The sequence below is a fragment of the Shimia sp. CNT1-13L.2 genome (assembly GCF_024331145.1).
GTDB lineage: Bacteria > Pseudomonadota > Alphaproteobacteria > Rhodobacterales > Rhodobacteraceae > Shimia.
In genome coordinates, this window is record NZ_JANDJO010000005.1 from 62,612 (window position 1) to 87,364 (window position 24,753).

A 24,753-nucleotide genomic window follows, 5' to 3' on the forward strand; every position below is an offset into this window, starting at 1 on the left:
CCCCCCATTTTCAATTGAAAATCACTCGCAATCCAGCCTGTACCCCGCGCTGCCCGTCATGACACCCTTATGACACGGCCACACTTGCAGGAGCGCCGCGGGCGGTGTTAGAGGGGACATAACCTGAGAAAACCAGACAAACGAGGGCAGCCAGCATGGCCGACTATCCAACCAGCTTCGACAAAGAAGACCTGCTGAAATGCGCGCGCGGCGAGCTTTTCGGCCCCGGCAACGCACAGCTTCCGGCGCCTCCGATGCTGATGATGGACCGCATCACCGAGATCTCCGCTGATGGCGGGGCCCACGGCAAAGGCCACGTTCTGGCCGAGTTCGACATCACCCCCGACCTGTGGTTCTTCGACTGCCACTTCCCCGGCAACCCGATCATGCCCGGCTGCCTTGGTCTTGACGGCCTGTGGCAGCTGACCGGCTTCAACCTCGGCTGGCGCGGCTGGCTGGGTCGCGGCTATGCGCTGGGTGTGGGCGAAGTCAAACTCACCGGCATGGTCCGCCCCGACCGCAAGATGCTGACCTACAAGATCGACTTCACCAAGGCGATCCAGACCCGCCGCCTGACCATGGGCGTCGCCGACGGCATCGTCGAAGCCGACGGCGAAGTGATCTACCAGGTCAAGGACATGAAAGTGGCGCTCTCCGAGAGCTGATCCACCCGGTCACAGAGACATCGAGAAAGAGGCCCACGGGCCTCTTTTTTGTTTTCGCGCTGCAAACGGAACCCGGTCTCGACCGACGCTGAGACATCCCTTGCCCTCTGTATCTTTGCGGCTAAGGTGAGCCCAAATCGATTTTGGAAAGGCCATTTCATGAATTTCTTGCCGAAGCTGATACTTGGCGTTGCCCTTTCCGCACTTGCCGCCTGCGTCTCCTCGCAACAAGACAGCTCCACCCGCAAACCTGTCGAGACTGTCCCGACCGAAACAGCACTCAACCTGTTTACTGATGCCTGCCTCAATACCCTCCCCAATTTTCGCAAATTCGAGTCACAAGTCGCAAAGCACGGAATGCAACTGGTGCAAGGCGGATTGACGCGAGTTTATTTGCATCCTGAAAATAGAGAACTTTTTGCGACAATTTCGCGCGAACTGGAACTATGGGCCTGCGGCGTCATCTTCGTTGGGCCGGCTGACAAACACAGTATTTCCCAACAGTTTCTGAACAAGGCTATGAGCAAGACCGGTGGTACGCCACAATCCAAAATTCCCATCTCGCGCTACGAAGTTGTGCACCACTTGCAAAACGGAAGTTTCTTCTTTCACGAGGTAAAGAGGAAACGAGGCCAGACGCTACACTTCATTATGATCACACCGCCAGTCCCAAGAGATGGTGCCTTCGCATACGTTTACAAATAAGCGCCGCCCAAGCCGTCGTGATTGGCCTCGCAGGGTGGGCGTCCTGACCCACCCAATACTCACCTCACCCGCAGCAGCTGCAACTCGGCTTCGCAGCAGGCGCAAGATAGGCGTCCGACACCTGCAACTCACCGGTCAGCGTCTCGACCGGCACTTGCAACACATGGGCCAGACGCAGCGCCGCCGCGAGCGGCACATTTCCGCCCTTTGAGCCAACACCTTCCAGCCGCGCGATCTGCCGTTCGCTCAAACCGGTTTCCTTCGCCACACGGGGGCGGCCCAGCTTGCGTGCCTTGCGCACGGTCTTGAGGGCATTCGCGTCAATCATCAAAGCCGTCATCGGTACAGTCCTTCCTGTCCGGCATCCGTTCCGCTTGGCCCCGATGCCTCGTTTCGCACCGGGTGCGAAAACCACGTCGCAGGGAAAATTGCAAGCCGCGCTCGCTCGCACGCGGGAAACACCCGCCTCCCTCTTACCCCCGCCCCTCCCAGAACCTCTGGAAAAACTGGCGGTGCGCGTCCCGTTCGTGCTCCAGCCATGTCAGGAATGTGGTCAGCGACGGCGTCTCACGCCCGCCTTCAGGCTGAGCGATATAGTAGGCATCCGGTGATGGCAGTCGCGCCTCGAACGGGCAGACCAGCGTGCCCTGTTCGATATGTTCGCGCGTCGTGACTTCGTCTCCGATGGTGATGCCATGCCCCCGCACCGCCGCCTCGAGACACAGCGCCGACCGGTTGTAGATCCGGCCCGCGTTGGGGTTGAACGACCGCGCCCCCGCAGCCTCGCGGAAGGCCCGCCACCAATAGGCGCTCTGGTCGTGGATCAGATGCTGTTCCCGAATATCAGAGAGCGCCGGAGCCCGGCCGAGGTGATGAAAAAACCCCGGCGCGGCCACGGGAAAAACACTGTTTGTCAGGAAAGGCGCAAATCGGCACCCGGCCCAGCCGCCACGTCCCCAGATCACCGCGCAATCATACCGTCCCTGGGGCGGCCTGTTCATGCCCACCTGCACCGAGATGGAAATCCTGATCTCGGGATGCAGCGCCTCGAACCGATGCAGACGCGGGAACAGCCACAGCTCGATGAAATCCGCATCCCCCCACAGCGCGATCTGATCCGGCGCCCCGGCCTCCTCCTCGCGCAGCCCGGCCCGGATCTGCGCAAAGGCCCCGTCTGCAAGGTCCGCCACCCGCCGCCCGAAGGCCGTGATCTTGATCTTGCGATGCGACCGGACAAACAGCGGCTGCCCCAGCTCGGCCTCCAGCGCGGCAACCTGCTTGCTGACCGCCGACTGCGTCACGCCAAGGCTCTCCGCCGCTTTGGTAAAGCTGCGATGGCGGGCCACCTCGGCCAGAACCCGCAGGGCGTTCAGATTGGGCAGGCGGAATTCAGACATGAGCAAACCGACTTAAAAGCACAACTATTTCGAATTTGACTGAATATTTCGACTGCGTAAAGCTCCTCCCAACACTCGACCAACCGGAGCCTCCCGTGACACAGCTTTTCCCCTTCACCGATCCCATCGCAGCGGAAACCTCTCCCCCCAAGCGGTTCGCCAAAGGCGATGGCATCCGCGTCTTCGATACCGGGGGCAAGGCCTATATTGATGCGGTCTCGGCGCTCTGGTGCACTTCACTTGGCTTTACGCCGGACCGCCTGCGCTGCGCCCTCGACACGCAGATGCAGGAGCTTGCCTACTACCATTCCTTCATGGGCCGCACCCCCGAGATCACAGACCGGCTGGCAGCACGCCTTGCCGCGCGACTGCCCGGTGCCCTGAACCACCTTTTCTTCGGCACCTCCGGCTCCGAGGCGGTCGAGACCGCAGCCAAGTTTGCCCGCTACTATCAGGCCGCCCGCGACAAGCCTGAGAAACGGCGCTTCATCGCCCGCGAGGGGGCCTATCACGGCTCCGGCCAGATGAGCGCCGCCCTCACCGGTCTCACCTATTGCCACGACGGCTTTGGCTTGCCGCTGACAGACGTGCTGCGCACCGGACGCCCCCACCACCTGCGCGATGCCCACCCGGGTGAAAGCGAAATCGACTTCTCGAAACGCCGCGCGCGGGAACTCGACGACTTGATCCGTCGCGAAGACCCCGACACCATCGCCGCCTTCATCGGCGAACCGGCGATGGGCGCGGGCGGGGTAATCCTGCCGCCCGAGGGCTACTGGCCCGAGATCCAGGAGGTCCTCAGCCGCCACGACATCCTGCTGATCGCCGACGAGATCATCTGCGGCTTCGGCCGAACGGGCGAATGGTTCGCCTGCGAAACTTACGGCATCGCGCCCGACATGATGACAATGGCCAAACAGATGACCGCTTCGGTCTTCCCGATGTCCGCCGTCGCCATGACCGACACGGTGCGCGACACCATCGCGAAACGTGCTGGCGACTATGGCACCTTCGGCCACGGGGTCACCTACGGCGGCCACCCGGTCGGCGCGGCCGTCGCGCTGGAATGCCTCGACATCTATGAAGAGATGGACCTGCCGGCTCACGTGAAATCCCTCGAGGCCCGCATCGCCGCCCACCTTCAGGACATCAAATTCCTCCCCGGCGTTCTCGACACCCGCTGCAACGGCATGCTGGCCGCAGTTGAATTCGAAACCGACGGCCGCTGCGGCCCCGACCTGGCAAAACGGATCGGACAGGAGGCCGAACACCGCGGTGTCTTCTTCCGCATCATCGGCGACGTCCTCGCCATCGCCCCACCCTACATCTGCACCAACGACGACATCGACACCATCATGCAGACCATGTCCGACGCAATCCGCGAGGTGACGGGCTAATATCTGGTCAGAGTCTAGGCTACTAGGTCGGGCTCAACGTAGGAGACTAAGAGAAAGGAAGTGCACCACCACATCTTTCCATTGAAAAAACTGCGGAACTGCGGGCGATCCTAGCGAAGCGCGGCTACTTTCGCCAACTTTCCAAATAAGAAATCTGACAGACCCAAATCCCTACTAAGTTTTGGACACAAATCTTATCTGTTCAAATCCCCTCGGGCGATCTGTGCTATCCAATGCCTTTCTCTTTCGTTCAGAAGTTCACTAGGGCAGTTTTCGACTAATTTTAGGATAATCGTTCGTTCTAAGGTTACTGCCTCGGCCAACGCTCTATGAATTTCTCGAAATCCGTCAGGTTTCGATCGCCGGTAAGGCTTGCCATTTAACAAGTTCCGCACGTTTTTATTGTATTCACTTAGCGGTCGGGATTTGCGCGTGTACTTTCCAACATAGACCCCACGCCCTTCGATTTCCCAAGAGTAGATTCCAGGCTCGCTTATACTCCAGTCGCCGCAAAGCTGCCGAACATCGTTGAGTTCCGGAAATTCATTTGACGAAGACGTTTTCAAAATTGTGTTTTTAATCTGACGCTCAAGGCGAAACTCATTGGCAGACGTGTCTTCAGAAGGAGCATCTTCGTAAAAGCGTGCAAACTTCAAGTCTTCAGCACTTCGCCAGACAACTGAGGGTGAAAACCGTCTGTTTGGATCGCCCTTCGGACCACCGCACATATCTCGAAACTCTTGATATGTCTTTCCATCGCAACTTCTTAGTGCTTCGAATCCTGTGTACAGCTTCGTGCCGGCCTTCACCGTGGATGGGATTTCGTGAGCAACAATTTCAATCGTCTTGTGTAGCCTGGGAGAAAGATTGGGGCGGCCCTTCGAAGAACGCATGGCAAACTCAATGATGTTTGAAGAATACAAAACGTTCTACATTAGCTTAACAAGTAACAAAAGAGACCTGCCCGTTTGGCGCGTTCAGGCCTCCTAGGTTTCTCAATTCCAGTTTGATTTTCAGCTAGGACCTCTGAGCGTTTGTCGATCACCTTGCACCTGCCCCCCTCAACGCCTAGTAAGGCATAAGCAAATAAGGGAGAGCACGTATGCGTCGTGTCGTCGTCACCGGACTGGGCATCGTTTCGTCCATCGGCAACAATGCCGAAGAGGTCACCGCCTCGCTGAAAGCGGGTAAATCGGGCATCGTGGCCAGCCCCGAAATGGCGGAACATGGCTTCCGCAGCCAGATCGCCGGTACCCTCAAGATCGACATCAAGGAACATGTCGACAAACGCGCCCTGCGTTTCATGGGCGACGGTGCGGCCTATGCCCATATCGCCATGAGCCAGGCCATCGCTGACGCGGGTCTCAGCGAAGATCAGGTCGTGAACGAACGCACCGGCCTTGTTGCCGGTTCGGGCGGCCCCTCGACCTCGGCGATGCTGACCGCGCACCAGACCGTGCTGAAAACCGGCGCGACCAAGCGCATCGGCCCCTTCGCGGTGCCGAAATGCATGTCCTCGACGATCTCGGCCAACCTCGCGACCGCCTTCAAGATCAAGGGCATCAACTACTCGATCACCTCGGCCTGCTCGACCTCGCTGCACTGCATCGGCAACGCGGCGGAACAGATCATGATGGGCAAACAGGACGTGATGTTCGCCGGTGGTGGCGAAGAACTCGACTGGACCCTGTCCTGCCTGTTCGACGCGATGGGCGCGATGTCGTCGAAATACAACGACGCCCCCGAAACCGCCTCGCGCGCCTTCGACGAAAGCCGTGACGGTTTCGTCATCTCCGGCGGTGGCGGCATCGTGGTTCTCGAAGACCTCGAGCACGCACTGGCCCGTGGTGCCAAAATCTATGCCGAAGTGACCGGCTTTGCCGCCACCTCGGACGGCCACGACATGGTTGCACCCTCCGGTGAAGGCGGCGAACGCGCCATGCGCCTCGCCCTGCAAACCCTGCCCGAAGGCCGCAAGGTCGACTATATCAACGCCCACGGCACCTCGACCCCGGTCGGCGACGTCGGCGAAGTCGAGGCCGTGCGCCGTGTCTTCGAAGGCAAGGAACAACCGCCGATCTCTTCGACCAAGTCGATGACTGGCCACGCACAGGGCGCCGCCGGCGCACTCGAAGCCATCTTCTGCCTGCTGATGCTCGACGGTGACTTCATCACCCCGTCGATCAACGTCGAAAACCAGGACCCGGCCATCAACGACGGCGAAATCGCCACCAAGCTGGTCGAAAACGCGGGCCTCGACAGTGTCATGACCAACAGCTTCGGCTTCGGCGGCACCAACGGTTCGATGATCCTGTCCAAGTACAAGGGCTGATCCGGCCAGATCAACATCAGGGCGGGGATTTCCCCGCCCTTTTCTTTTGGGAGACAGGCCAGGGCATCCATGCCCGCCAGTCCCGCGCAGCCCAAGCCTCCGACTTGACCCGCCCCCGCAAAGCCGCCATTCCGGTCTTACCAAGACAAAGGACCTGACGACATGCAGCCACTGTCCGGCAAACGCGGCCTCATCATGGGTGTCGCCAACGAGCGTTCCATCGCATGGGGCATTGCCAAGGCCATGTCCGAGGCCGGCGCGGAGCTGGCCTTCACCTATCAGGGCGAAGGCTTTGGCAGACGGGTCCGCCCGCTGGTGCAAAGCCTTGGCGCGGATTTCATGGTCGATGTCGACGTCACCGACGACGCCTCGCTGGACGAGGCCTTTGATCAGCTCTCGGCCAAATGGCCCACCCTCGATTTCATCGTCCATGCCATCGCCTTTTCCGACCGTGATGAGCTGACCGGGCGGTTCCTCGACACCAGCCGTGACAACTTCAAGACCTCGCTGGACATCTCCTGTTACTCGCTGATCGACGTGGCCCGCCGCGCGCACCCGATGATGCGGGAAAACGGCGGCACGATCCTGACCCTGACCTACCAGGGGTCCACCCGCGTGACGCCATTCTACAACGTGATGGGCGTGGCCAAGGCGGCGCTGGAATCCACCACCCGCTACCTTGCCAACGATCTCGGCCCCGACGGCATCCGCGTGAACGCGATCTCCCCCGGCCCGATGAAAACCCTCGCCGGTGCGGTGATCGGCGGCGCACGCAAGACCTTCCGCCAGACCGAGGAAAACGCCCCGCTGCGCGCCAACGCCACGCTCGAGGCCATCGGCGGCACCGCCGTCTACCTCGCCTCCGAGGCCGGCGCCTGCACTACCGGCGAAATCATCCGCGTTGACGGCGGCTACCATGTTCTCGGCATGCCGCAATCCGAGAACCTCTAGGCCGCCTGCAACTCCGCCACCAGCTGCGCCATGATCTCGGCCGCGCCGCCATCGCGGGCGCGCATGGCACCGCTTCCGGCCCATTGTGCCCCGTACCCGCTGGCTCCAGCCTGCTTGGCCGCTGCCATCAGCGCCTTGCTGGCGTCATAGGTCACCGGATAGGCCGGAACCGTTTCGGTACAAGCTGCGCCCCAGCCCACAAGCGCATTCTGCAAACAGCGAGCCGGACGCCCCGAAATCGTCTTGGTCAGAACCGGCGGCTGGCAGGCGGGATCGCGCAGGGACGCACGATAATCCGCATCCGCCGCGCTTTCGTCTGAGGCCACGAACGCCGTGCCCAACTGACCCGCCACGGCCCCCAGCCCAAGAACGCGTGCAATGTCGGCACCCTCCATCAGGCCGCCCGCCGCGATCACCGGCACCTCCAGCACCCCGACAAGCTGCGCGACCAGCGCCTCAGTGCCCAGCGCCTCATCTTCCGCATCCGGATCAAACACTCCACGATGCCCGCCCGCTTCGATGCCCTGCGCCACAACCGCATCCACACCCGCCGCCTGACAGGCCAACGCGCTGTCCACCGAGGTCGCCGAGGCCAGCAGCACACAGCCCGCCTCCTTCAGGGCCGCGATCCGCGCCGCATCCGGCAGGCCGAAATGAAAGCTCACCACCGCAGGACGTGTCTCCAGCAGCACCTCAAGCATGGCATCATCCACAAGGAAGCTCTTGTAGATCTCCGCCAATGCCTTTGGCGCCTCGGCACCAAACCGGGCAAATTCGGGTGCAAGCGCCTCAAGCCAGCGCCCTTCAATCGCGCTGTCCCGTTCAGCAGGTTCATGACAGAACAGGTTGATGTTGAACGGCCGCGTGGTCAGCGCCTGCAGCTCCCGGATCATCTCCCGCGCGCCCTCGGCACTGGCCGCGCCAACCCCGAGCGATCCCAACCCGCCAGCCGCACAGACGGCGGCGGCCATGCGGGGCGTCGACACCCCTGCCATAGGGGCCTGAATGATCGGATGGGCCACGCCCAGCCTGTCCTGCAACCAATGCGTCATGACGAAATCCTCCCAAAGCCCAGGAAACCCCGCACCCCGACAAAAAGAAAGCCCGCAGAACTACGGCTTGCGCCTGGAACATCAGGGGCGCGCCCGAGCCTGGGTGGGCGCAAATGCGCCCTCCCGGGGGGAGGGTCGGGCGCGGCCCGGGCGAACCGCCCGAGCCCAGAACATACCCCCATCCCAAACAAAAAGACCCGCAGCCGCGCCACGGGTCTTTTCAAAATCTCGGCGCAAGCCAGATCAGGCGATCTCGACCAGCTCCAGAGCAAAGGTCAGGTCCTTGCCCGCCAGCGCGTGGTTGGCATCCAGCGTCACCGCCTCTTCGGTGATCTTCACCACGGTCACCGGAACAACCTGGCCGGTCGGTGCCTGCATCTGCAGTTGCAGCCCCACCTCCAGCGGGATTTCCGCCGGGATCTGCTCGCGCGGGACATCCTGGATCGCTTCCGGATGCGACGGGCCATAGGCCTGGTCACAGGGGATCTCGACGGTCTTCTTCTCACCCACGCTCATGCCGGTCACGCCCGCATCGAAACCGGGGATCACCTGGCCCGAACCAAGGGTGAATTCCAGCGGCTCACGGCCTTCCGAGCTGTCGAAAACCGAGCCATCGCTCAGCGTTCCGGTATAGTGGATACGGACCTTATCGCCCGATTTTGCAACAGTCATGTCTTGTCCAGTTCTGGTTTTGCGGTCCGGCAGGCAGGTATTTCTACCGAATTGAATTGGCGCACCCTATGCGATCACCCTGTCAAACACAACGGCAGGTCATTCACCCTTTGACAGCCCGCTTCCAATCGCCACTATGGCCACGAGGGGAGAGACAAAATGGCCATCACAACCTGCATCTTCGATGCCTACGGAACCCTGTTCGACGTCGCCGCCGCCGCCCGCGAGGCCGCCACCGAGCCGGGCCGCGAAACCTTTGCGACACACTGGCCCAAGGTGGCCGAGAACTGGCGCCTGAAACAGCTGCAATACACCTGGCTGCGCGCCATCACCGACGCCCACACCGATTTCTGGGAGGTCACCCAGAACGGCCTCGACTGGGCGCTCGAGGCCAGCGGCCTTCAGGGCGATGCCGAGCTGCGCGAACGCCTGCTGCAACTCTACTGGGAACTCTCGGCCTACCCCGAGGTGCCCGCCATGCTCGCCGCCCTCAAGGCGCAGGGCATGAACACCGCGATCCTGTCCAACGGCTCGCCCGACATGCTGAACGGCGCGGTCCAGAGCGCAGGCGTCGGCGATGTCCTCGACGATGTCCTGAGCGTCGAAAGCGTCGGCATTTTCAAACCAGACCACCGTGTCTACGACCTCGTCGGTCAGCGGTTCGGCTGCGCCCGCGACGAGGTTCTCTTCGTCTCTTCCAACGGCTGGGACGCTGCCGGGGCCTCCGGCTACGGGTTTCAGACCGCATGGGTCAACCGCGCCGGCGATCCCGTCGACCGCCTGCCGTGGACACCGCACACAATCCTTTCCGACCTCACCACAATCCCCGACCTGACAGGAGGCTGAATGCCCCGCTTCACCACCACGGACGGCCTGTCCCTTCACTACACCGACGAAGGCACCGGCCTGCCCGTGATCTGCCTCTCGGGTCTCACCCGCAATGGCAGCGATTTCGACTATGCCCTGCCCGCCTTGCAGGGCACGCGCATCATCCGCCCCGACTATCGCGGCCGGGGCCAGTCCGACTGGGCCGAGGATTTCCTCACCTACACTGTCCCGCGCGAGGCGCAGGATGTGCTGGAACTGATGGATCACCTCAAGATCGACAAGGCCGCCTTCCTCGGCACCTCGCGCGGCGGCCTGATCTCCCTCACCCTCGCCGCCCTGGCCCGCGACCGGATGCTGGGCGTCTGTTTCGTCGACATCGGCCCGGTGATCGAAACCGGCGGCCTTGATGTCATCATGGGCTATCTCGGGCGCAATCCGGTCTGGAAAACCCACGACGAAGCCGCCGCCGTCTTCGGCGACCGCATGATCGGCTTTGATGGCGTTCCACAATCGCGCTGGCGCGAAGAGGTCGAGAAGCACTTTGTCGAAACCGACACCGGTCTCTCCATCAACTACGATCCCAAACTGCGTGATGCGGTGCTTGCCACCTACGACCCCAATGCCACGCCCCCCGATCTCTGGCCGCTCTACGCCACCCTGAACGGCATACCTCTCGCGGCCATTCGCGGCGCGAACTCGGACCTCCTGAGCGCCGACACCCTTGCAACCATGGTGCAACACACGCCCGGCCTGCTCGCGGTTACGGTGCCAAATCGCGGACATGTCCCCTTTCTTGACGAAAAGGAATCCGTCACGGTGCTGACGGAATGGATTGCGCAAATGAAAGAGACGCCATGAACATCGACATGATCCGCGCCGCCGCCACCCGCCTTCAGGGCCACGCGCGCCGGACGCCCCTCTTGTCCTCGCCCTTTCTGGACGAGATCGCGGGCCGCCGCCTCTGGGTCAAACCCGAATGCCTGCAACACACCGGATCGTTCAAGTTCCGCGGCGGCTGGTCGGCCCTGTCCGCGCTGGATGAAGACACCCGCAAACGCGGCGTGATCGCCTATTCCTCCGGCAACCACGCACAGGGCGTCGCCTATGCCGCGGCCCAACACGGCGCACCGGCGGTGATCGTCATGCCCGAAGACGCGCCGCAACTGAAGATCGCCAACACCCGCGCCCTTGGCGCCGAGGTCGTGCTCTATGACCGCGCCGGCGGCGAAAGCCGCGAAGAGGTTGGCTCTGCCATCGCCGAAGACCGTGGCCTCACCCTCATTCGCCCCTACGACGAACCCCAAGTCATCGCCGGCCAGGGCACCTGCGGCCTTGAAATCGCCGAACAGGCCAGCGACGCAGGCATCCAGAACGCCGATGTTCTCGTCTGCTGCGGTGGCGGCGGCCTGACATCCGGCGTTGCCCTCGCGCTCGAGGCCGAGGCCCCCACCCTGCGCGCCCGCACCTGCGAACCGCAGGGCTTTGACGACGTCGCCCGCTCGCTCACCTCTGGCGGCATCGAACAGAACAACGCCCCTTCCGGCAGCATCTGCGATGCCATCGTGACCCCCTCACCGGGCCAGATCACCTTCCCGATCATGCACCGCCTCTGCGGCCCCGGCCTTGTCGTGACGGATGACGAATGCCTGCACGCCATGGCGCTGGCCTTCCTGCGCCTCAAGATCGTGGTTGAACCCGGCGGCGCTGCCGCCCTCGCCGCCGCCCTGTTCCACAGTGACCAGATCGAAGGCGACGACGTCATCGCCATCTGCACCGGCGGCAACGTCGACCCGGATATGTTCCAGACCGCGCTCTCCCGCTTCGCCTGAGGTTTCGCCCATGACCCGCTTCACCATCGCCTCGTTCAACGTCAAGAACCTGATCGGCCCGGATCAGGAATACTACCAGTTCCAGACCTACACCCCCGAGGAATACGCCTGGAAAGAAGACTGGATGGCCCAGCAGATCTTTTCGATGGACGCCGATATCATCGGGTTTCAGGAAATCTTCGAGGAAAAGGCCCTGCGCGATGTCGTGGCCGAGGCCGACCGCATCGGACAGGAAAGCAACGATGCCGTCCTGCCCTCGAAAACCAAGAGCTACCGCAAAAAGGCGATCTTCCGGAAACTCGGCTACGACAGCTACCGCGACGCAGGCCTTGCCTTTGCCCCGAACGTGAATGACACCGGCCTGCCCGGCCAGCGCCGCCCCGGCCTCGCCATTCTTTCGCGCCACGGGTTTGTCGGCACCCCCGAAGTGATCCAGCAATTGGATGAACCGCTGGAAATCCCCTTCCGCGATCTCACCGGCGAAGACGCCGGCTCCTACCGCCTCACCCGCACCTCGCGCCCGATCCTCAAGGCCCGTGTGCCTGTCGGCAACACGGTCATCACCGTCTTCAACTGCCACCTGAAATCGAAACTCGGCGAATTCGCCAAAGCCCCCGGTGCCGACTTCGCCCCCGAGGCCGATCTCACCCACTATGATCCCGTCGGCCGCGCCCTCGGCGCCCTGCGCGCCGCAACCCGCCGCATGGCCGAAGCCTGGGTCCTGCGCCGCGAGATCGTGGCCGAACTCGAACAGGGGCACCCGGTCATGGTGCTGGGCGATTTCAACGACGGCGAACATGCGGTCAGCTCGGAAATCATCTCCGGCGAACAGCCCTTCCGCAACTATGCATGGATGCTGCGCCACGACGCCAAGGACCACAACGACCGCTACTCGAAAGAGGAAAACACCGCGATCACCAACGCCGTTCTCTCGCATCGCCTGACCAGCGCCGAAAGCCTGTTTGTGCGCAAGTCCCTGCGCGACATGATCTACACCTCGGCCTTCGGCGGCGTCTACGAAAGCCTTGACCAGATCTACATGTCGCGCCATTTCCATCCTGACAACGCCGACCGCATCGGCGAGATGGAATACTTCAGCGTCTTCAACGACCACCTGACCGACGGCAGCCACGCCGAAGCGCCCTATAACAAGCTGGCGTCGGACCACGGACAGGTGATGGCGCATATGCAGATCAAGGATTGAGCATGAACATCGCAGACCTTGGCGACGTCCGCCTCCACTACCGCATCGACGGCGACCCCGATGGCGCGCCCGTGGTCTTTGCCAACTCGCTTGGCACCGATCTGCGCCTCTGGGATCCGATCCTGCCGCACCTGCCCAAGGGGCTCAGGATCATCCGCTTCGACAAACGCGGCCACGGTCTCTCCTCCTGCCCGCCCGGCCCCTATTCGATGGGGGCCTTGGTGCGTGACACCGAACGCCTGCTCGACATGCTCGCGGTCAAAGACGCGCTCTTTGTCGGCCTCTCCATCGGCGGCATGATCGCGCAGGGCCTCGCCGTGAAACGCCTCGATCTGATCCGCGCCCTTGTCCTGTCCAACACCGCCGCCAAGATGGGCCTGCCCAAGATGTGGCAGGACCGCATCGACACCGTGAAACGCGACGGGATCGAGGCACTGGCCGATCCCATCATGGAACGCTGGTTCGGCCGCGATTTCCGCGCGACACCCGAGGTGGACCTCTGGCGCAACATGCTGGTGCGCCAGCCCGTCGAAGGCTACGCCGGGTGCTGCGCCGCCATCAAGGGCACCGATTTCTACACACCCACCTCCGGCCTGCGCCTGCCCACCCTCGGCATCGCCGGCAGCGAAGACGGCGCCTCGCCCCCCGATCTCGTGCGCGAAACCGTCGACCTGATCCACGGCTCGAAATTCGAACTGATCCGCCGCGCCGGCCACCTGCCCTGCGTCGAGAAACCCAAGGAATACGCCGCCCTCCTGACCCGCTTCATCGAAGACACCGGCCACCTGCGAGGCACCGATGGCTGACATCCTGCTGCTCCACGGCTCCTGCCACGGCGCATGGTGCTGGCGCGACACCATCCCCGCACTCGCCGCCCTCGGCCACACCGCCCGCGCCATCGACATGCCCAGCCACGGCACCGATCCCACACCAATCGCCGAGGTCACACTGGAAAGCTGCACCCGCTCCGTTGTCGACGCGCTCGACAAGGACACCGTGGTTGTCGCCCACAGTTGGGGCGGCTTCCCCGCGACGCTGGCCGCCGACATCGCGCCTGACCGCATCCGCCACCTGATCTACCTCTGCGCCTATATCCCGCGCGACGGCCTTTCGCTGGTCGACATGCGCAAACTCGCCCCGCGCCAGCCGATCCTGAAGGCGATCAACCGCGCCGAAGACGGCCAAAGCTACACCGTCTTCCCGGAACACGCCGAAGAGGTCTTCTACGCCGATTGCCCCCCCGGCACCGTCGCCTATGCACAGGCCCATATCACGCCACAGGCCACCCTGCCGCAAACCACGCCCGCCCGGCTGGGTTCCGGCCACACCACCATCCCCCGCAGCTACATCCGCTGCGCCTTTGACAACGCCATTCCCACCGAGTTCCAGGAAGAGATGGCCACCGCCCTGCCCGCCACCAACCGGCACCTGCTGTCCACCAGCCACTCGCCCTTCTTCGCCAACCCCACCGGCCTCGCCACCCTGATCAACGACATCCTCAACACCCCGTCCTGAGGCGCAGGATAAGGGTGCGAGGTCCGAGACACCTTGCGTCTGGTTTGAGGCTGGGTTGTCGCATACAGCGACAGGTCCCTAGTCTATTGCTTTAGCAGTTGATATCGACTGGGTCTTGAAGCATCGGCCAATCTTCTAAGATTTTATCGAGTTTAGAATTGAAGGAGAACCTTACAGCAACCATGTCTTCCACAGATTTTTCATAGACAAAACGAACATAGATGCTTCCGATGTCCTGTTGGTTGAGAACAATAAAATGCTCAACAACAAGGCCTCCCACATTGGCGACCTCAACAACTGCCCCCTCGTCAAACTTGTCAGGCAAAGCGCTGATGGAGCCCACAATCGTCTGAAGTGCATTTTCGTTATGACCGAAAGTCGTTTCAAGAGCTTGAAAAGCCTTGGACTTACTATCGATAAAAGCGTTGACGAAGTTACAAGACTGCTCGGTTGCCGTTGCACCCAATCCCGGCAAAGCTGTCGTAAAGACCAACACTATCGGTAACAATGCAAGACGTACAAAATTCATGAAAAGTGCTCCGGATCGAGTTTAGGTTAAATGTCCAAACATGAAATCACGACCTTGGCATTTCCACAACATTTGCCTCAGTCAGTTCGACCGCGAAAATAATTTTCTTTTCTGCGACGCAGCCATTGGCACATCCCCAACTTCCCAAACAACTACACCCCCGCAGAAACCTGCGAGGGTGTTTTTCTGTAAGACCCCATTGCACCGCTGTGTTTGACCTCACAACGGGTCCAGCAAGAGGCGCAGGCTTCCCGCGCCCCTTCCGTGTCTCCGCAAGCCTTACTGGCCGGTTGCGATCGAGCGGTTGTAGTCAAGCCGTTCCGCCGCCTGCAGCGTCAGGATCTGGAACAGGCGCGAGGCCTCGTCGTCTGATCCGACCGGCGCGCCACCGTCCGATGACCCGCTGCCGCCAAAGACATAGGTCGGCACGTTGCGGCGGGCGAAAGCCTCCGCCCAAAGGCGCTGGATTTCCACCTCGGCATCCAGCTTCTGCGCCAGCGCGTTGTCCGCCTCGAGGATCTGCGTCTTGGCATAGGCCTCTGCATCCGCAGCCACCTGTACGGCCTCGGCATCAATCCGTGCCTTCTCCAGAAGGATCTCCGACTGCTCCTTTGCAATCCGTGCCGCTTCCCGCTCACGCTCGGCCGCGGTGATCGCCAGCTGCTTTTCGGTCTCGGCATCGGTGGTCTTTTCGATCTGGATCACCTTCGCCGCCGCCTGGCGTTCGGCCACCTCGCGTTCCCCGCGGGCCACGGCCAACAGCTTCTGTTCCTCTTCCTGAATGCGCTGTTCACGGGCAATTGCGCGATCCGCCGCTGCCTGCTGGCGCAGCGCCATGCGGTCCTTGAACTTCTGGTTCGGGTTCACATCCGTCACCCGCGCCGAGGTCACCGAGATCCCGAACTTGGTAAACGACTGCTGCTTGCGGCGCGGCTGACCGGTGGCATCCAGCAGCTTCTGAACCACGAAAACCGTCTTGGTGTCGTCGCCAAAATCCTCCTGATCCTCGCCCAGCGCCGCATTGGCCGAACCCGCGCGCCTCTGCCCGCTTTCCACCTGCGTCTCGATCCGGCGCACAAGGTAAATCCCGTCCTCCATCTGGCGCTGGAACTCGTTGTTGAACTCGGTCTTGCCGCCCTGGAAATAATCCTCTGCCGACATCAGCGCCGCCGTCGCCCCAAGGGTTTCCTCGAACGCCGGTACAAGTTCCGTGCGCAATAGGTTCTCGGGCGTACGGTACTGGCGGGCCAGACGCAGGAAGGCATCCTCATCGCTTGGCAGCTCAAACCGCGAGGTGGCCGACACGAAGGCATCCACCTGATCCAGGAACACGAGCGATTTCGGCGCAAGGTTCGCGCTCATCTGCGCGCTTTCGGCCTCGGCGACAACCTCGCCACGTCCCGACGATGACGCCTGCACCGACATCGCGTTCTTCCACGCGTTGTAGCGCCCGAACAGATAGAGGTTATAGCCGGTATCCGACACCATCTTTTCTTCGCCCAGAATGGTGCGCACGTGGTATTTGAACCCCGGCTCGGCATAAAAGAACATCCCGTTGAACGCCGTCACGACGACCATCAGAAAGCCCCCTGCCTTGATGCCCCAACCGGCCATGTTCACGGCCCCGTCAAGGTTGGCATTGTCCGGAAAGTTGAAGTTGCGACGTATGACATAGCCCGCCGCAATGATGAAAAGTCCTAGGATTGGCCAAAACAGCATGTAAATCCCCCTGTGGTATTGTTTTCTTAAAAGAAACGGGCGCATGGATCGCCCCCTCAACAACCAGAATATGGGGATTGTATTTAACAAATTCAAGACATTAGCACATTACCCCCGCTTCCCTGCTGACTTTCGGGACGTTTGCGATTACCACTGGCCGCGCCCTGATTACCCAACCAAAGGACAGTCCAAATGGCCGGTTCCGTCTTCGACAGCCCCCTGTTTTCCCGCCTCTTTCCCACCGGCGAGGCAGGCCGCCTGTTCACCGACACGGCCGAGGTCCGGGCCATGCTGCTGGTCGAGGGAACATTGGCCAAGGTACAGGGCGAACTGGGCCTGATCCCCGAAAACAGCGCCTTCTTCATCCACCGCTCCGCCATGGAGGTCCAGATCGACCCCGCGGGCCTTGCCGAACCCACCGGCCAGAACGGCGTAAACGTCCCCGGTCTGGTGGCGGCCTTCCGCAAGGCCATGGAAGCCCCGGAACACGCCCAATACATCCACTGGGGCGCGACCTCGCAGGACATCATCGACACCGGCCTGATGCTGCGCCTGCGCTCGCTGCTGACCCTGGCCGAGAAAGACCTCAAGACCTGCCTCGCTGCCCTCGCCGCGCTTGCAGAGACCCACGCCGAAACCCCGATGACCGCGCGCACCTATGGCCAATACGCCACCCTCACCTCCTTCGGGGCGCAGGCCGCCGAATGGGGCGCGCCGCTGCTGGGCCTGCTTCAGGAACTGCCGGACCTGCGCGCCTCCTGCCTCATGGTCTCGCTCTCCGGCGCGGCAGGCACCGCCGGCGCCCTCGGCCCAAAGGCCGCCGAAATTCGCGCCGCGCTGGCCAAGGGCCTCAACCTGCGTGACCCCGGCCACAGCTGGCACACTGACCGCACGCCGGTCCTGCGCATTGCCGACTGGCTGGTGCGCAGCAACATCGCCCTTGGCAAGATCGGCGAAGACCTGATCGCCATGGCCATGTCCGGCATCGGCGAAATCGACCTCGGCGCAGGCGGGTCCTCCTCGACCATGCCGCAGAAACAGAACCCGGTGATGCCCTCAGCCCTCTCTGCCCTGTCGCATCAGGCACGCGGTCTTCTGTCCACCCTGCAAGGCGCGGCCATCCACAAACACCAACGCGACGGGGCCGCATGGTTCACCGAATGGCTGACCCTGCCGCAGATCGCCCTCGGCGCGGCCTCTGCCCTGACGCTCGCAGCGAAACAACTTCCGCTGATCGCGCCACGCCCTGATGCGATGGCCCAATCCGTCAACGCCCCACTCCAGCTGATCCACGCCGAGGCGCTGTCTTTCGCGCTGGCCGCCCACATGCCCCGCCCCGACGCACAGGCCGCCACCAAGGAGCTCTGCCAAGAGGCAAACGCCAGCCAGACGCCTCTCTCGACACTCACGGCCCGCGACTACCCGCAGATTGACAGCGCCCTGTTCGATCCCGCCACGCAACTGGGCACCGCCCCCGCCGATGCCCGTGCCTTCGCCGCACAGGTCGCCACGCTGAAGTAACGTCGCGCCACAATTGCCAAACCGGCGCGCCCGCGCCACCTTAGGCGGCACAGTACCAGTGCCCGAGCCCCCCATGCGCCCCAACCTGCCGATCCTCTTCATCTTCATCACCGTCGTGATCGACGCCATGGGTATCGGCCTGATCTTTCCGGTCATGCCAACGCTGATCCAAGAGGTCTCGGACGGCACCCTGGCCGACGCCGCGATCTGGGGCGGCGTGCTCTCCGCCGCCTTTGCCCTGATGCAGTTCCTCTTTGGCCCGATCATCGGCAACCTCTCGGATCGTTACGGCCGTCGCCCGGTGCTGCTGGTCTCACTGATGGTCATGGCGGTCGACTACGTGGTCATGGCGGTGGCCGGCTCGATCTGGCTCCTGCTGGCAGGCCGCATCGTCGGCGGCATCACGGCCGCCACCCATTCCACCGCCTCTGCCTATATGGCCGACATCTCAAAACCCGAAGAAAAAGCCCGCAACTTCGGCCTGATCGGCGCGGCCTTCGGCGTCGGCTTCGTGCTGGGGCCGGTGCTTGGCGGCCTGCTCGCCGAATTCGGCTCGCGCGCACCGTTCTGGGCCGCGGCCTGCCTCACCGGGGCCAATGCCCTTCTGGGCTGGATCGTGCTGCGTGAAACGGTGACCGACAAAATCCGCCGCCCGTTCTCGTGGAAACGCGCCAACCCGCTTGGCGCCCTGCGCGCTGTCACTCACCTGCCGGGCCTTGCCGCGCTTCTGGCGGTCTATTTCTTCTACCAGATCGCCACCGCCGTCTATCCGTCGATCTGGGCCTATTTCACCACCGAACGCCTCGGCTGGTCGCCCGGCATGATCGGCGTTTCTCTTGCCGCCTACGGCCTCGGCTTTGCCATCGTTCAGGGCCTGCTGGTCGCGCCATCCATCCGCATCTTCGGCAACCGCGGCACAGTAACCTTCGGCCTCCTGATCGAATTCGCCTCGCTCCTCTTCCTCGGCGTCGTCACCTCCGGCCTGCTTGTCCTCGCCGCCGTCCCGGTCTCCGCCCTCGGCGCTCTCGGAATGCCCGCCCTCCAGGCCATCATGTCCCGCCGCGTCCCTGATGACGCGCAGGGCGAACTACAGGGCGTCCTGACCTCGCTCACCTCTCTGGCCACCATCCTTGCGCCGCTGATGATGACGCAAACCTTCGCCTATTTCACCAAGCCCGCCGCCCCGGTCTATGCCCCCGGCGCCCCCTTCATCCTCTCCGCCTGCCTGCTCGGCATCGGCCTCCTCTTGTTTTCTCGCGTCCGCAAAAAGCTCTGAACCCCGCACTTCCAGAAAATGTCAGGCATTTGACGGCACGTCTCGAATTTTTGCCCTTGCGTAACCGTGCCGTGCCCCGCAACGCTGATGCCAGCCAAAGGGAGGGCACCATGCAAACAATCAAAGCCGCTGTCTGCCACGAATTCGGACAGCCCCTCGTTGTCGAAGATGTTCAGCTCCGCAGCCCCGAAATGGGCGAAGTCGAAGTCACCCTCGACGCCGTCGCCGTCTGCCATTCCGACATCTCCTTTGCCGACGGCGCATGGGGCGGCACCCTGCCAGCAGTCTACGGCCACGAAGCCGCTGGACGCGTCACTTCCGTGGGCGCGGGCATCACAGGCCTTGCCGAAGGCGACCCCGTGGTTGTCACCCTGATCCGCGCCTGCGGCACCTGTCCCTCCTGTTCGGAAGGCAAACCCGTGATCTGCGGCACCCCCTACGATGGTGACAAGGGGCCGCTGAAAACCGCCGAGGGCGGCACCCTGCATCAGGCCATGGCCTGCGGTGCCTTCGCCGAAAAGGTGGTTGTTGACCAAAGCCAGGTTGTAAAAATCCCCGAAGGCATCCCCATGGACTCCGCCGCGCTTGTGGCCTGCGGAGTCATCACCGGCGTCGGCTCGGTCGTGAATGCTGCCCAGCTCCGCGCCGGTCAGGACGTGGTTGTCATCGGCGCAGGTGGCGTTGGCCTCAACGCGATCCAGGGCGCCCGCATCGCCGGGGCGCGCCGCATCGTCGCCGTCGACATGAGCGAGGAAAAGCTCGAAATCGCCAAACAGTTCGGCGCCACCGACGGCGTCCTTGCCACCGAGAAGAAACCCTTCGTCAAAGCCATGCGCGCGATGGGCCGCGGCGCCGACGCCGTGATCGTCACCGTCGGTGCCATCCCCGCCTATGACGAAGCCCCCCGCTACCTCGCCCCTGGCGGCAAGGTCATCATGGTCGGCATGCCGCATTCCGGTGCCAAATCCACTTACGAACCCGTCATCCTCGCCGCCATCGGCCAGGGCATGCAGGGCTCCAAGATGGGCGACGTCGTGATCAAGCGCGACATTCCCTGGATGGTCGACCTCTACCAGCAGGGCCGCCTCAAACTCGACGAGCTGATCTCCGGCCGCTGGACCCTCGACCAGATCAACGAGGCCATCGCCGACACCAAAACCGGATCGGCCAAACGCAACGTGATTGTCTTTGACTGACGCGGCAGGATAAAAGCCAACCCATGCTGACCTTCCTGACCGACCTGTTCAAACCGCAAGCGCCCAAGGCCCCGCCGATCACCTCGGAAACCTCGATGAACTTCGATGCTCCCGAGGTCGCGCCCTTCCTCACGCGGCTCGCCAACAACCCGCGCTTCGGACTTCCCGCCGACCTTGCCGAACAGATCGCCAGCGATCTTTCTGGCATGGAACTGGGCCAGACCCGCCGCTGGAAAGTCGAAGGTGATTTCGACGGCGCCCCCGTGATGATCGAGATCGAGGCCTTCATGGACGACATCGACGCCCCCGACCTCACCTTCTTCGGCCCCGACGCAACCGTCGCCGAGATCGATCGCGAACTGATCGCATTTGACGAGGCCACCGCCGGCTAGCGGCGCACGGGCCAGTCACCCAATCTTCATGAAACCTTGTGCCCCGCCCTCCCGGCGGGGTTTGGCGTTTTCACACCTCCGCAATACCGTCACGATACCGACGGAATACCGACGTGGAATTTCGACCTGTTCTGACGCCAGAGAATCACTCTATCGAAGATCGACTGCCGGCCCTTCACCTGAATTTTTTGATAAAACGATCAGATTATTCATTTCCAGAATGAGTATTTTAATGAATGGACGAAAAAATCTGAAAAATCATCCGATTTTTACAGATTTGTCACTTAACACACCCCCACCCCCGGCCTCACCCTGAAACACAGGAAGCACTGACCCGGAAACACACCATGCCCCTCACCCCTTCGATCACCGAAAACGGCACCGTCCTGACCCTCACCGCAGACGACGGCGCCACCACCCGGTTCCACGCCATCTGGCTGCGTGACAACGCCATCGACGGCCAGACCCGCGACCCCGATAACGGCCAGCGCCTGATCACCCTCGCCGACCTGTCACTCGACACGAAAATCAGCACCGCAACCCTCGAAGGAGACAAGGTAAACCTCACCTTCACCCCCGAAGATCACAGCGCCACCTATGATCTGAACTGGCTCCTTGCCAACAGCTACGACCGCAGGCAACCCCGCCTCGCAGGCCGCCTTCCCGAGGCCGCCATCGCCTGGACCTCCGAGTTGAACACCGACGTCCCGACCGGCGACTACCCCGCTCTGCTGAAGGATACAACCGCGCGGCGCAACTGGCTCGCGCTGATCCGCCGTTACGGGTTCGCCAAGGTCACCGGCCTGCCGGTGGAATCCGGTAACCTGTTCAAAATCGTCGATCTTTTCGGCTATGTCCGTGAAACCAACTATGGCCGCCACTTCGAAGTTCGTACCGAGGTCAACCCTGTCAACCTCGCCTACACCGGCCTTGGCCTACAGGCCCACACCGACAACCCCTACCGCGATCCGGTGCCGACATTGCAGGTCCTGTCCTGCCTCGACAACTCTGCTGCGGGCGGTGAAAACATGGTCGTTGACGGCTTCGCCTGCGCCCTGCGCCTCAAGGATGAAAACCCCGAAGGCTTTGACCTCCTGTCGAAATACACCGCGCGCTTCTCCTACGCCGGCAGCTCCGGCGTAAAGCTGCAATCGCGCCGTCCTATGATCGAACTCGCCCCCGATGGCACGCTGCAAGCGGTGCGGTTCAATTCCCGCTCCATCGCCCCCCTGACCGACATCCCATTCGAGGACATGCAGGCCTACTACGCCGCCTACCGCCAGCTGTCCGACATCATCGACGACACCGCAATGGAAGTGGCCTTCAAGCTGGAACCCGGCGAAGCCTTCATCGTCGACAACACCCGCGTCCTGCACGCCCGCAAAGGCTATTCCGGCGAAGGCTCCCGCTGGCTCCAGGGATGCTACGCCGACAAGGACGGCCTCCTCTCCACCCTCGCAAGCCTTGAGGCCCGCACATGACCAGACCTGACTTCTCCACCCTCGACAAAACCAACATCGTGGCCTTCCTCGGCGACATCTTCGACCGCCGCGGCGGCGAGGAATATCTCGGCGAGGCCGTCACCATGGCCGAACACATGCTGCAAGGCGCCACCATCGCCGAACAGAACGGCATGCCCGAAGACGTGATCGTCGGCGCCCTGCTGCATGACATCGGCCACTTCACCTCCGAATTCGGCACCTACAGCCCCGATGATACCGAGGACCGCCACCACGAAGACGCCGGGGCCGAGGTTCTGGCCCCCTTCTTTCCAACCCTGATCACCGACTGCGTGCTCTACCACGTCGCCGCCAAACGCTATCTCTGCGCGACCAAACCAGAGTATTTCAAACGCCTCTCCGAGGCCTCAATCCACACGCTCGAACTACAGGGCGGCCCCATGTCGCCCGAAGAGGTGGCAGAGTTCGAGACCAACCCCAACCTCGAAAAGATCATCCAGGTGCGCTATCTGGATGAGGCCGGCAAACGCGCAGGCATGGAAACCCCGGATTTCTGGCACTTTGCACCGATGGTCCAGCGCCTTGTCGACGCCCATTGCGGCTGACCTTTCCCGCGGGGGCCAGCCCCCGCACCCCCGGAGTATTTTCCGTGCATTGAAGGCCAGCCTGTCTTCAATGCACCCGAAATACTCCCGCCGGAGGCGGAACCTGCCTGCCGCTACGTTGGTGCAGGCAACGCCCGTTTCCGACATCCTCTGACGCATTCACGCTTGCTTTGCCCCTTCGCCACGGTCACCCTCTCCGGAAACCAACAGGGAGAGAGCCGATGCGCCTCATGGACCTCGATGTCATCGTCACCGCACCGCCCGCACCGGGCTGGGGTGGGCGCTACTGGATTCTGGTGAAAGTGACCACCGACACCGGCATCACCGGCTGGGGCGAATGCTATGCCTCGACCATTGGCCCCGAGGCGATGACCCACGTGATCCGCGACGTCTTTGAGCGGCATTTCTTTGGCGAGAACCCCGAGAACATCGAACGCCTGTTCCGCAAGGTCTATTCTTCCGGTTTCACCCAGCGCCCCGACCTGACCGTCATGGGGGCCTTCTCCGGTCTCGAGATCGCCTGCTGGGATATCCTTGGCAAACACCGCGAACGCCCGGTCTGGGCTCTGCTTGGCGGGCTGATGAACGAAAAGCTGCGCGCCTACACCTATCTCTACCCGCTGCCGCATCACTCGATGTCGGAGTTCTGGACCTCGCCCGAGATGGCAGCAGAGACGGCCGCCGCGATGGTCGAAAAGGGCTATACCGCCGTCAAGTTCGACCCGGCCGGCCCCTATACCATGCGGGGCGGCCACATGCCCGCAATGAGCGACATCACCATGTCCGCCGCTTTCTGCAAGGCCATCCGCGAAGCGGTCGAGGATCGCGCCGACCTGCTGTTCGGCACCCACGGCCAGTTCAACACCGCAGGGGCCATCCGGCTTGGCCAGGCGCTCGAACCCTATTCGCCCCTCTGGTTCGAAGAACCCACGCCCCCCGACAACATCGAGGACATGGCCCGCGTCGCCCGCAACGTGCGCATCCCTGTCGCAACTGGTGAACGTATGGCCACCAAGGCCGAGTTCGGTGCCGTGCTGCGCGCGGGCGCCGCCGAGATCCTGCAACCTGCCCTTGGCCGCGCCGGTGGCATCTGGGAAATGAAGAAGGTCGCCGCCATGGCCGAAGCCTTCAACGCACAGATGGCACCGCACCTCTATGCCGGCCCCGTCGAGTGGGCCGCCAACATCCACCTCGCGGCCTCGATCCCCAACCTCCTGATGATCGAAACCATCGAGACCGACTTCCACAATGACCTGATCAGGGGCGCTATCAGCGTCGATAACGGTTTTGTGATCCCGCCCGAAACCCCGGGCCTCGGCATCGAGGTCGACGAAGATCTGGCCCGCGCGCATCCCTATACAGGCAAGGATCTGCACCTCCAGATGCAGGATGCGCCCTGCGACTATGCAAATGGCAACAGTTTCCAGGGCGGCGCACCCGCCCCTGCGGACTGATCTCGCACTTTCCCAAAAGCCGTGTTATATGGGTCCAAAGACCCGAGGAAACGT

At 62.6% G+C, this 24,753-nt stretch carries 25 protein-coding genes; 18 read left to right on the forward strand and 7 right to left on the reverse strand.

Annotated elements, in window-relative coordinates; genetic code table 11:
• Window positions 1–155 precede the first annotated feature (155 nt).
• Both fabA and NNA36_RS12165 read left to right on the forward strand, forming a co-directional pair.
• Window positions 156–665: a bifunctional 3-hydroxydecanoyl-ACP dehydratase/trans-2-decenoyl-ACP isomerase gene (fabA, locus tag NNA36_RS12160; RefSeq protein ID WP_255107348.1), complete on the forward strand. Its 510-nt coding sequence runs from the start codon at window positions 156–158 to the stop codon at window positions 663–665.
• 159 nt (window positions 666–824) lie between these two features.
• A complete protein-coding gene (locus NNA36_RS12165; protein WP_255107349.1) occupies window positions 825–1,370 on the forward strand; it encodes a hypothetical protein in 546 nt (181 codons plus the stop codon).
• A 64-nt stretch (window positions 1,371–1,434) separates the two neighbouring features.
• Here the strand turns inward: NNA36_RS12165 and NNA36_RS12170 are convergent, their stop codons facing one another.
• Window positions 1,435–1,710 (reverse strand): helix-turn-helix transcriptional regulator, encoded by a 276-nt coding sequence (locus tag NNA36_RS12170; RefSeq protein WP_255107350.1) that lies wholly within the window; start codon window positions 1,708–1,710, stop codon window positions 1,435–1,437.
• Between the two features lie 133 nt (window positions 1,711–1,843).
• On the reverse strand, window positions 1,844–2,767 hold the full coding sequence (locus NNA36_RS12175; RefSeq protein ID WP_255107351.1) for a LysR substrate-binding domain-containing protein: 924 nt from the start codon (window positions 2,765–2,767) through the stop codon (window positions 1,844–1,846).
• Between the two features lie 95 nt (window positions 2,768–2,862).
• Between NNA36_RS12175 and NNA36_RS12180 the strand changes: the two genes are divergently transcribed.
• Complete coding sequence (locus NNA36_RS12180; protein WP_255107352.1) at window positions 2,863–4,164, forward strand: aminotransferase class III-fold pyridoxal phosphate-dependent enzyme; 1,302 nt, start codon at window positions 2,863–2,865, stop codon at window positions 4,162–4,164.
• A 194-nt stretch (window positions 4,165–4,358) separates the two neighbouring features.
• On the opposite strand, the gene NNA36_RS12185 is transcribed toward NNA36_RS12180, so the two are convergent.
• Entirely contained in the window at window positions 4,359–5,057 is a 699-nt protein-coding gene (locus NNA36_RS12185; protein WP_255107354.1) for a hypothetical protein, read from the reverse strand.
• Window positions 5,058–5,266: 209 nt separating this feature from the next.
• Here NNA36_RS12185 and fabB point away from each other — a divergent pair, with 209 nt between their 5' ends.
• Both fabB and NNA36_RS12195 read left to right on the forward strand, forming a co-directional pair.
• Window positions 5,267–6,496, forward strand: a complete 1,230-nt coding sequence (fabB, locus tag NNA36_RS12190) for a beta-ketoacyl-ACP synthase I (RefSeq protein WP_255107356.1) — start codon at window positions 5,267–5,269, stop codon at window positions 6,494–6,496.
• A 162-nt stretch (window positions 6,497–6,658) separates the two neighbouring features.
• On the forward strand, window positions 6,659–7,447 hold the full coding sequence (locus NNA36_RS12195; RefSeq protein ID WP_255107358.1) for an enoyl-ACP reductase: 789 nt from the start codon (window positions 6,659–6,661) through the stop codon (window positions 7,445–7,447).
• Here NNA36_RS12195 and NNA36_RS12200 read toward each other — a convergent pair.
• Both NNA36_RS12200 and NNA36_RS12205 read right to left on the reverse strand, forming a co-directional pair.
• Window positions 7,444–8,499 carry a nitronate monooxygenase family protein gene (locus tag NNA36_RS12200; RefSeq protein WP_255107360.1) on the reverse strand — a complete coding sequence of 352 codons (1,056 nt, stop codon included), beginning with the start codon at window positions 8,497–8,499 and terminating at the stop codon, window positions 7,444–7,446. The genes NNA36_RS12195 and NNA36_RS12200 overlap by 4 nt on opposite strands.
• A gap of 243 nt (window positions 8,500–8,742) precedes the next feature.
• The gene (locus tag NNA36_RS12205) at window positions 8,743–9,171 is read right to left on the reverse strand and encodes a peptidylprolyl isomerase (protein WP_255107362.1); all 429 of its coding nucleotides are present in this window, start codon (window positions 9,169–9,171) and stop codon (window positions 8,743–8,745) included.
• 159 nt (window positions 9,172–9,330) lie between these two features.
• Here NNA36_RS12205 and NNA36_RS12210 point away from each other — a divergent pair, with 159 nt between their 5' ends.
• Genes NNA36_RS12210 through NNA36_RS12235 form a run of 6 tightly spaced genes read left to right on the forward strand, consistent with a single transcriptional unit; the run spans window position 9,331 to window position 14,547 of the window.
• Entirely contained in the window at window positions 9,331–10,017 is a 687-nt protein-coding gene (locus tag NNA36_RS12210) for a haloacid dehalogenase type II (RefSeq protein WP_255107364.1), read from the forward strand.
• Window positions 10,018–10,857 carry an alpha/beta fold hydrolase gene (locus NNA36_RS12215; RefSeq protein ID WP_255107367.1) on the forward strand — a complete coding sequence of 280 codons (840 nt, stop codon included), beginning with the start codon at window positions 10,018–10,020 and terminating at the stop codon, window positions 10,855–10,857.
• Entirely contained in the window at window positions 10,854–11,828 is a 975-nt protein-coding gene (locus tag NNA36_RS12220; RefSeq protein ID WP_255107369.1) for a threonine/serine dehydratase, read from the forward strand. The genes NNA36_RS12215 and NNA36_RS12220 overlap by 4 nt, the downstream gene beginning before the upstream one ends.
• A 10-nt stretch (window positions 11,829–11,838) precedes the next feature.
• Window positions 11,839–13,032, forward strand: a complete 1,194-nt coding sequence (locus NNA36_RS12225) for an endonuclease/exonuclease/phosphatase family protein (RefSeq protein WP_255107371.1) — start codon at window positions 11,839–11,841, stop codon at window positions 13,030–13,032.
• A gap of 2 nt (window positions 13,033–13,034) precedes the next feature.
• Window positions 13,035–13,838: a 3-oxoadipate enol-lactonase gene (pcaD, locus tag NNA36_RS12230; RefSeq protein WP_255107373.1), complete on the forward strand. Its 804-nt coding sequence runs from the start codon at window positions 13,035–13,037 to the stop codon at window positions 13,836–13,838.
• On the forward strand, window positions 13,831–14,547 hold the full coding sequence (locus NNA36_RS12235) for an alpha/beta fold hydrolase (protein ID WP_255107375.1): 717 nt from the start codon (window positions 13,831–13,833) through the stop codon (window positions 14,545–14,547). The genes pcaD and NNA36_RS12235 overlap by 8 nt, the downstream gene beginning before the upstream one ends.
• Window positions 14,548–14,638: 91 nt before the next feature.
• Here the strand turns inward: NNA36_RS12235 and NNA36_RS12240 are convergent, their stop codons facing one another.
• Window positions 14,639–15,076 carry a hypothetical protein gene (locus tag NNA36_RS12240; RefSeq protein WP_255107377.1) on the reverse strand — a complete coding sequence of 146 codons (438 nt, stop codon included), beginning with the start codon at window positions 15,074–15,076 and terminating at the stop codon, window positions 14,639–14,641.
• Window positions 15,077–15,355: 279 nt separating this feature from the next.
• Window positions 15,356–16,795: an SPFH domain-containing protein gene (locus NNA36_RS12245; protein ID WP_255107379.1), complete on the reverse strand. Its 1,440-nt coding sequence runs from the start codon at window positions 16,793–16,795 to the stop codon at window positions 15,356–15,358.
• Between the two features lie 192 nt (window positions 16,796–16,987).
• Here NNA36_RS12245 and NNA36_RS12250 point away from each other — a divergent pair, with 192 nt between their 5' ends.
• From NNA36_RS12250 to NNA36_RS12280, 7 genes are all read left to right on the forward strand, one after another.
• Window positions 16,988–18,316 (forward strand): lyase family protein, encoded by a 1,329-nt coding sequence (locus NNA36_RS12250; RefSeq protein ID WP_255107381.1) that lies wholly within the window; start codon window positions 16,988–16,990, stop codon window positions 18,314–18,316.
• Window positions 18,317–18,389: 73 nt separating this feature from the next.
• Window positions 18,390–19,592, forward strand: a complete 1,203-nt coding sequence (locus NNA36_RS12255) for a TCR/Tet family MFS transporter (RefSeq protein ID WP_255107859.1) — start codon at window positions 18,390–18,392, stop codon at window positions 19,590–19,592.
• Window positions 19,593–19,702: 110 nt separating this feature from the next.
• Window positions 19,703–20,788 carry a Zn-dependent alcohol dehydrogenase gene (locus tag NNA36_RS12260; RefSeq protein ID WP_255107383.1) on the forward strand — a complete coding sequence of 362 codons (1,086 nt, stop codon included), beginning with the start codon at window positions 19,703–19,705 and terminating at the stop codon, window positions 20,786–20,788.
• 23 nt (window positions 20,789–20,811) lie between these two features.
• Complete coding sequence (locus NNA36_RS12265; protein WP_255107385.1) at window positions 20,812–21,180, forward strand: hypothetical protein; 369 nt, start codon at window positions 20,812–20,814, stop codon at window positions 21,178–21,180.
• A gap of 347 nt (window positions 21,181–21,527) precedes the next feature.
• Window positions 21,528–22,661 (forward strand): TauD/TfdA family dioxygenase, encoded by a 1,134-nt coding sequence (locus tag NNA36_RS12270; RefSeq protein ID WP_255107387.1) that lies wholly within the window; start codon window positions 21,528–21,530, stop codon window positions 22,659–22,661.
• On the forward strand, window positions 22,658–23,245 hold the full coding sequence (locus NNA36_RS12275) for an HD domain-containing protein (protein ID WP_255107389.1): 588 nt from the start codon (window positions 22,658–22,660) through the stop codon (window positions 23,243–23,245). Before NNA36_RS12270 ends, NNA36_RS12275 begins: the two co-directional genes overlap by 4 nt.
• 221 nt (window positions 23,246–23,466) lie before the next feature.
• Window positions 23,467–24,699 (forward strand): mandelate racemase/muconate lactonizing enzyme family protein, encoded by a 1,233-nt coding sequence (locus tag NNA36_RS12280; RefSeq protein ID WP_255107391.1) that lies wholly within the window; start codon window positions 23,467–23,469, stop codon window positions 24,697–24,699.
• The last annotated feature ends 54 nt before the right edge of the window (window positions 24,700–24,753 follow it).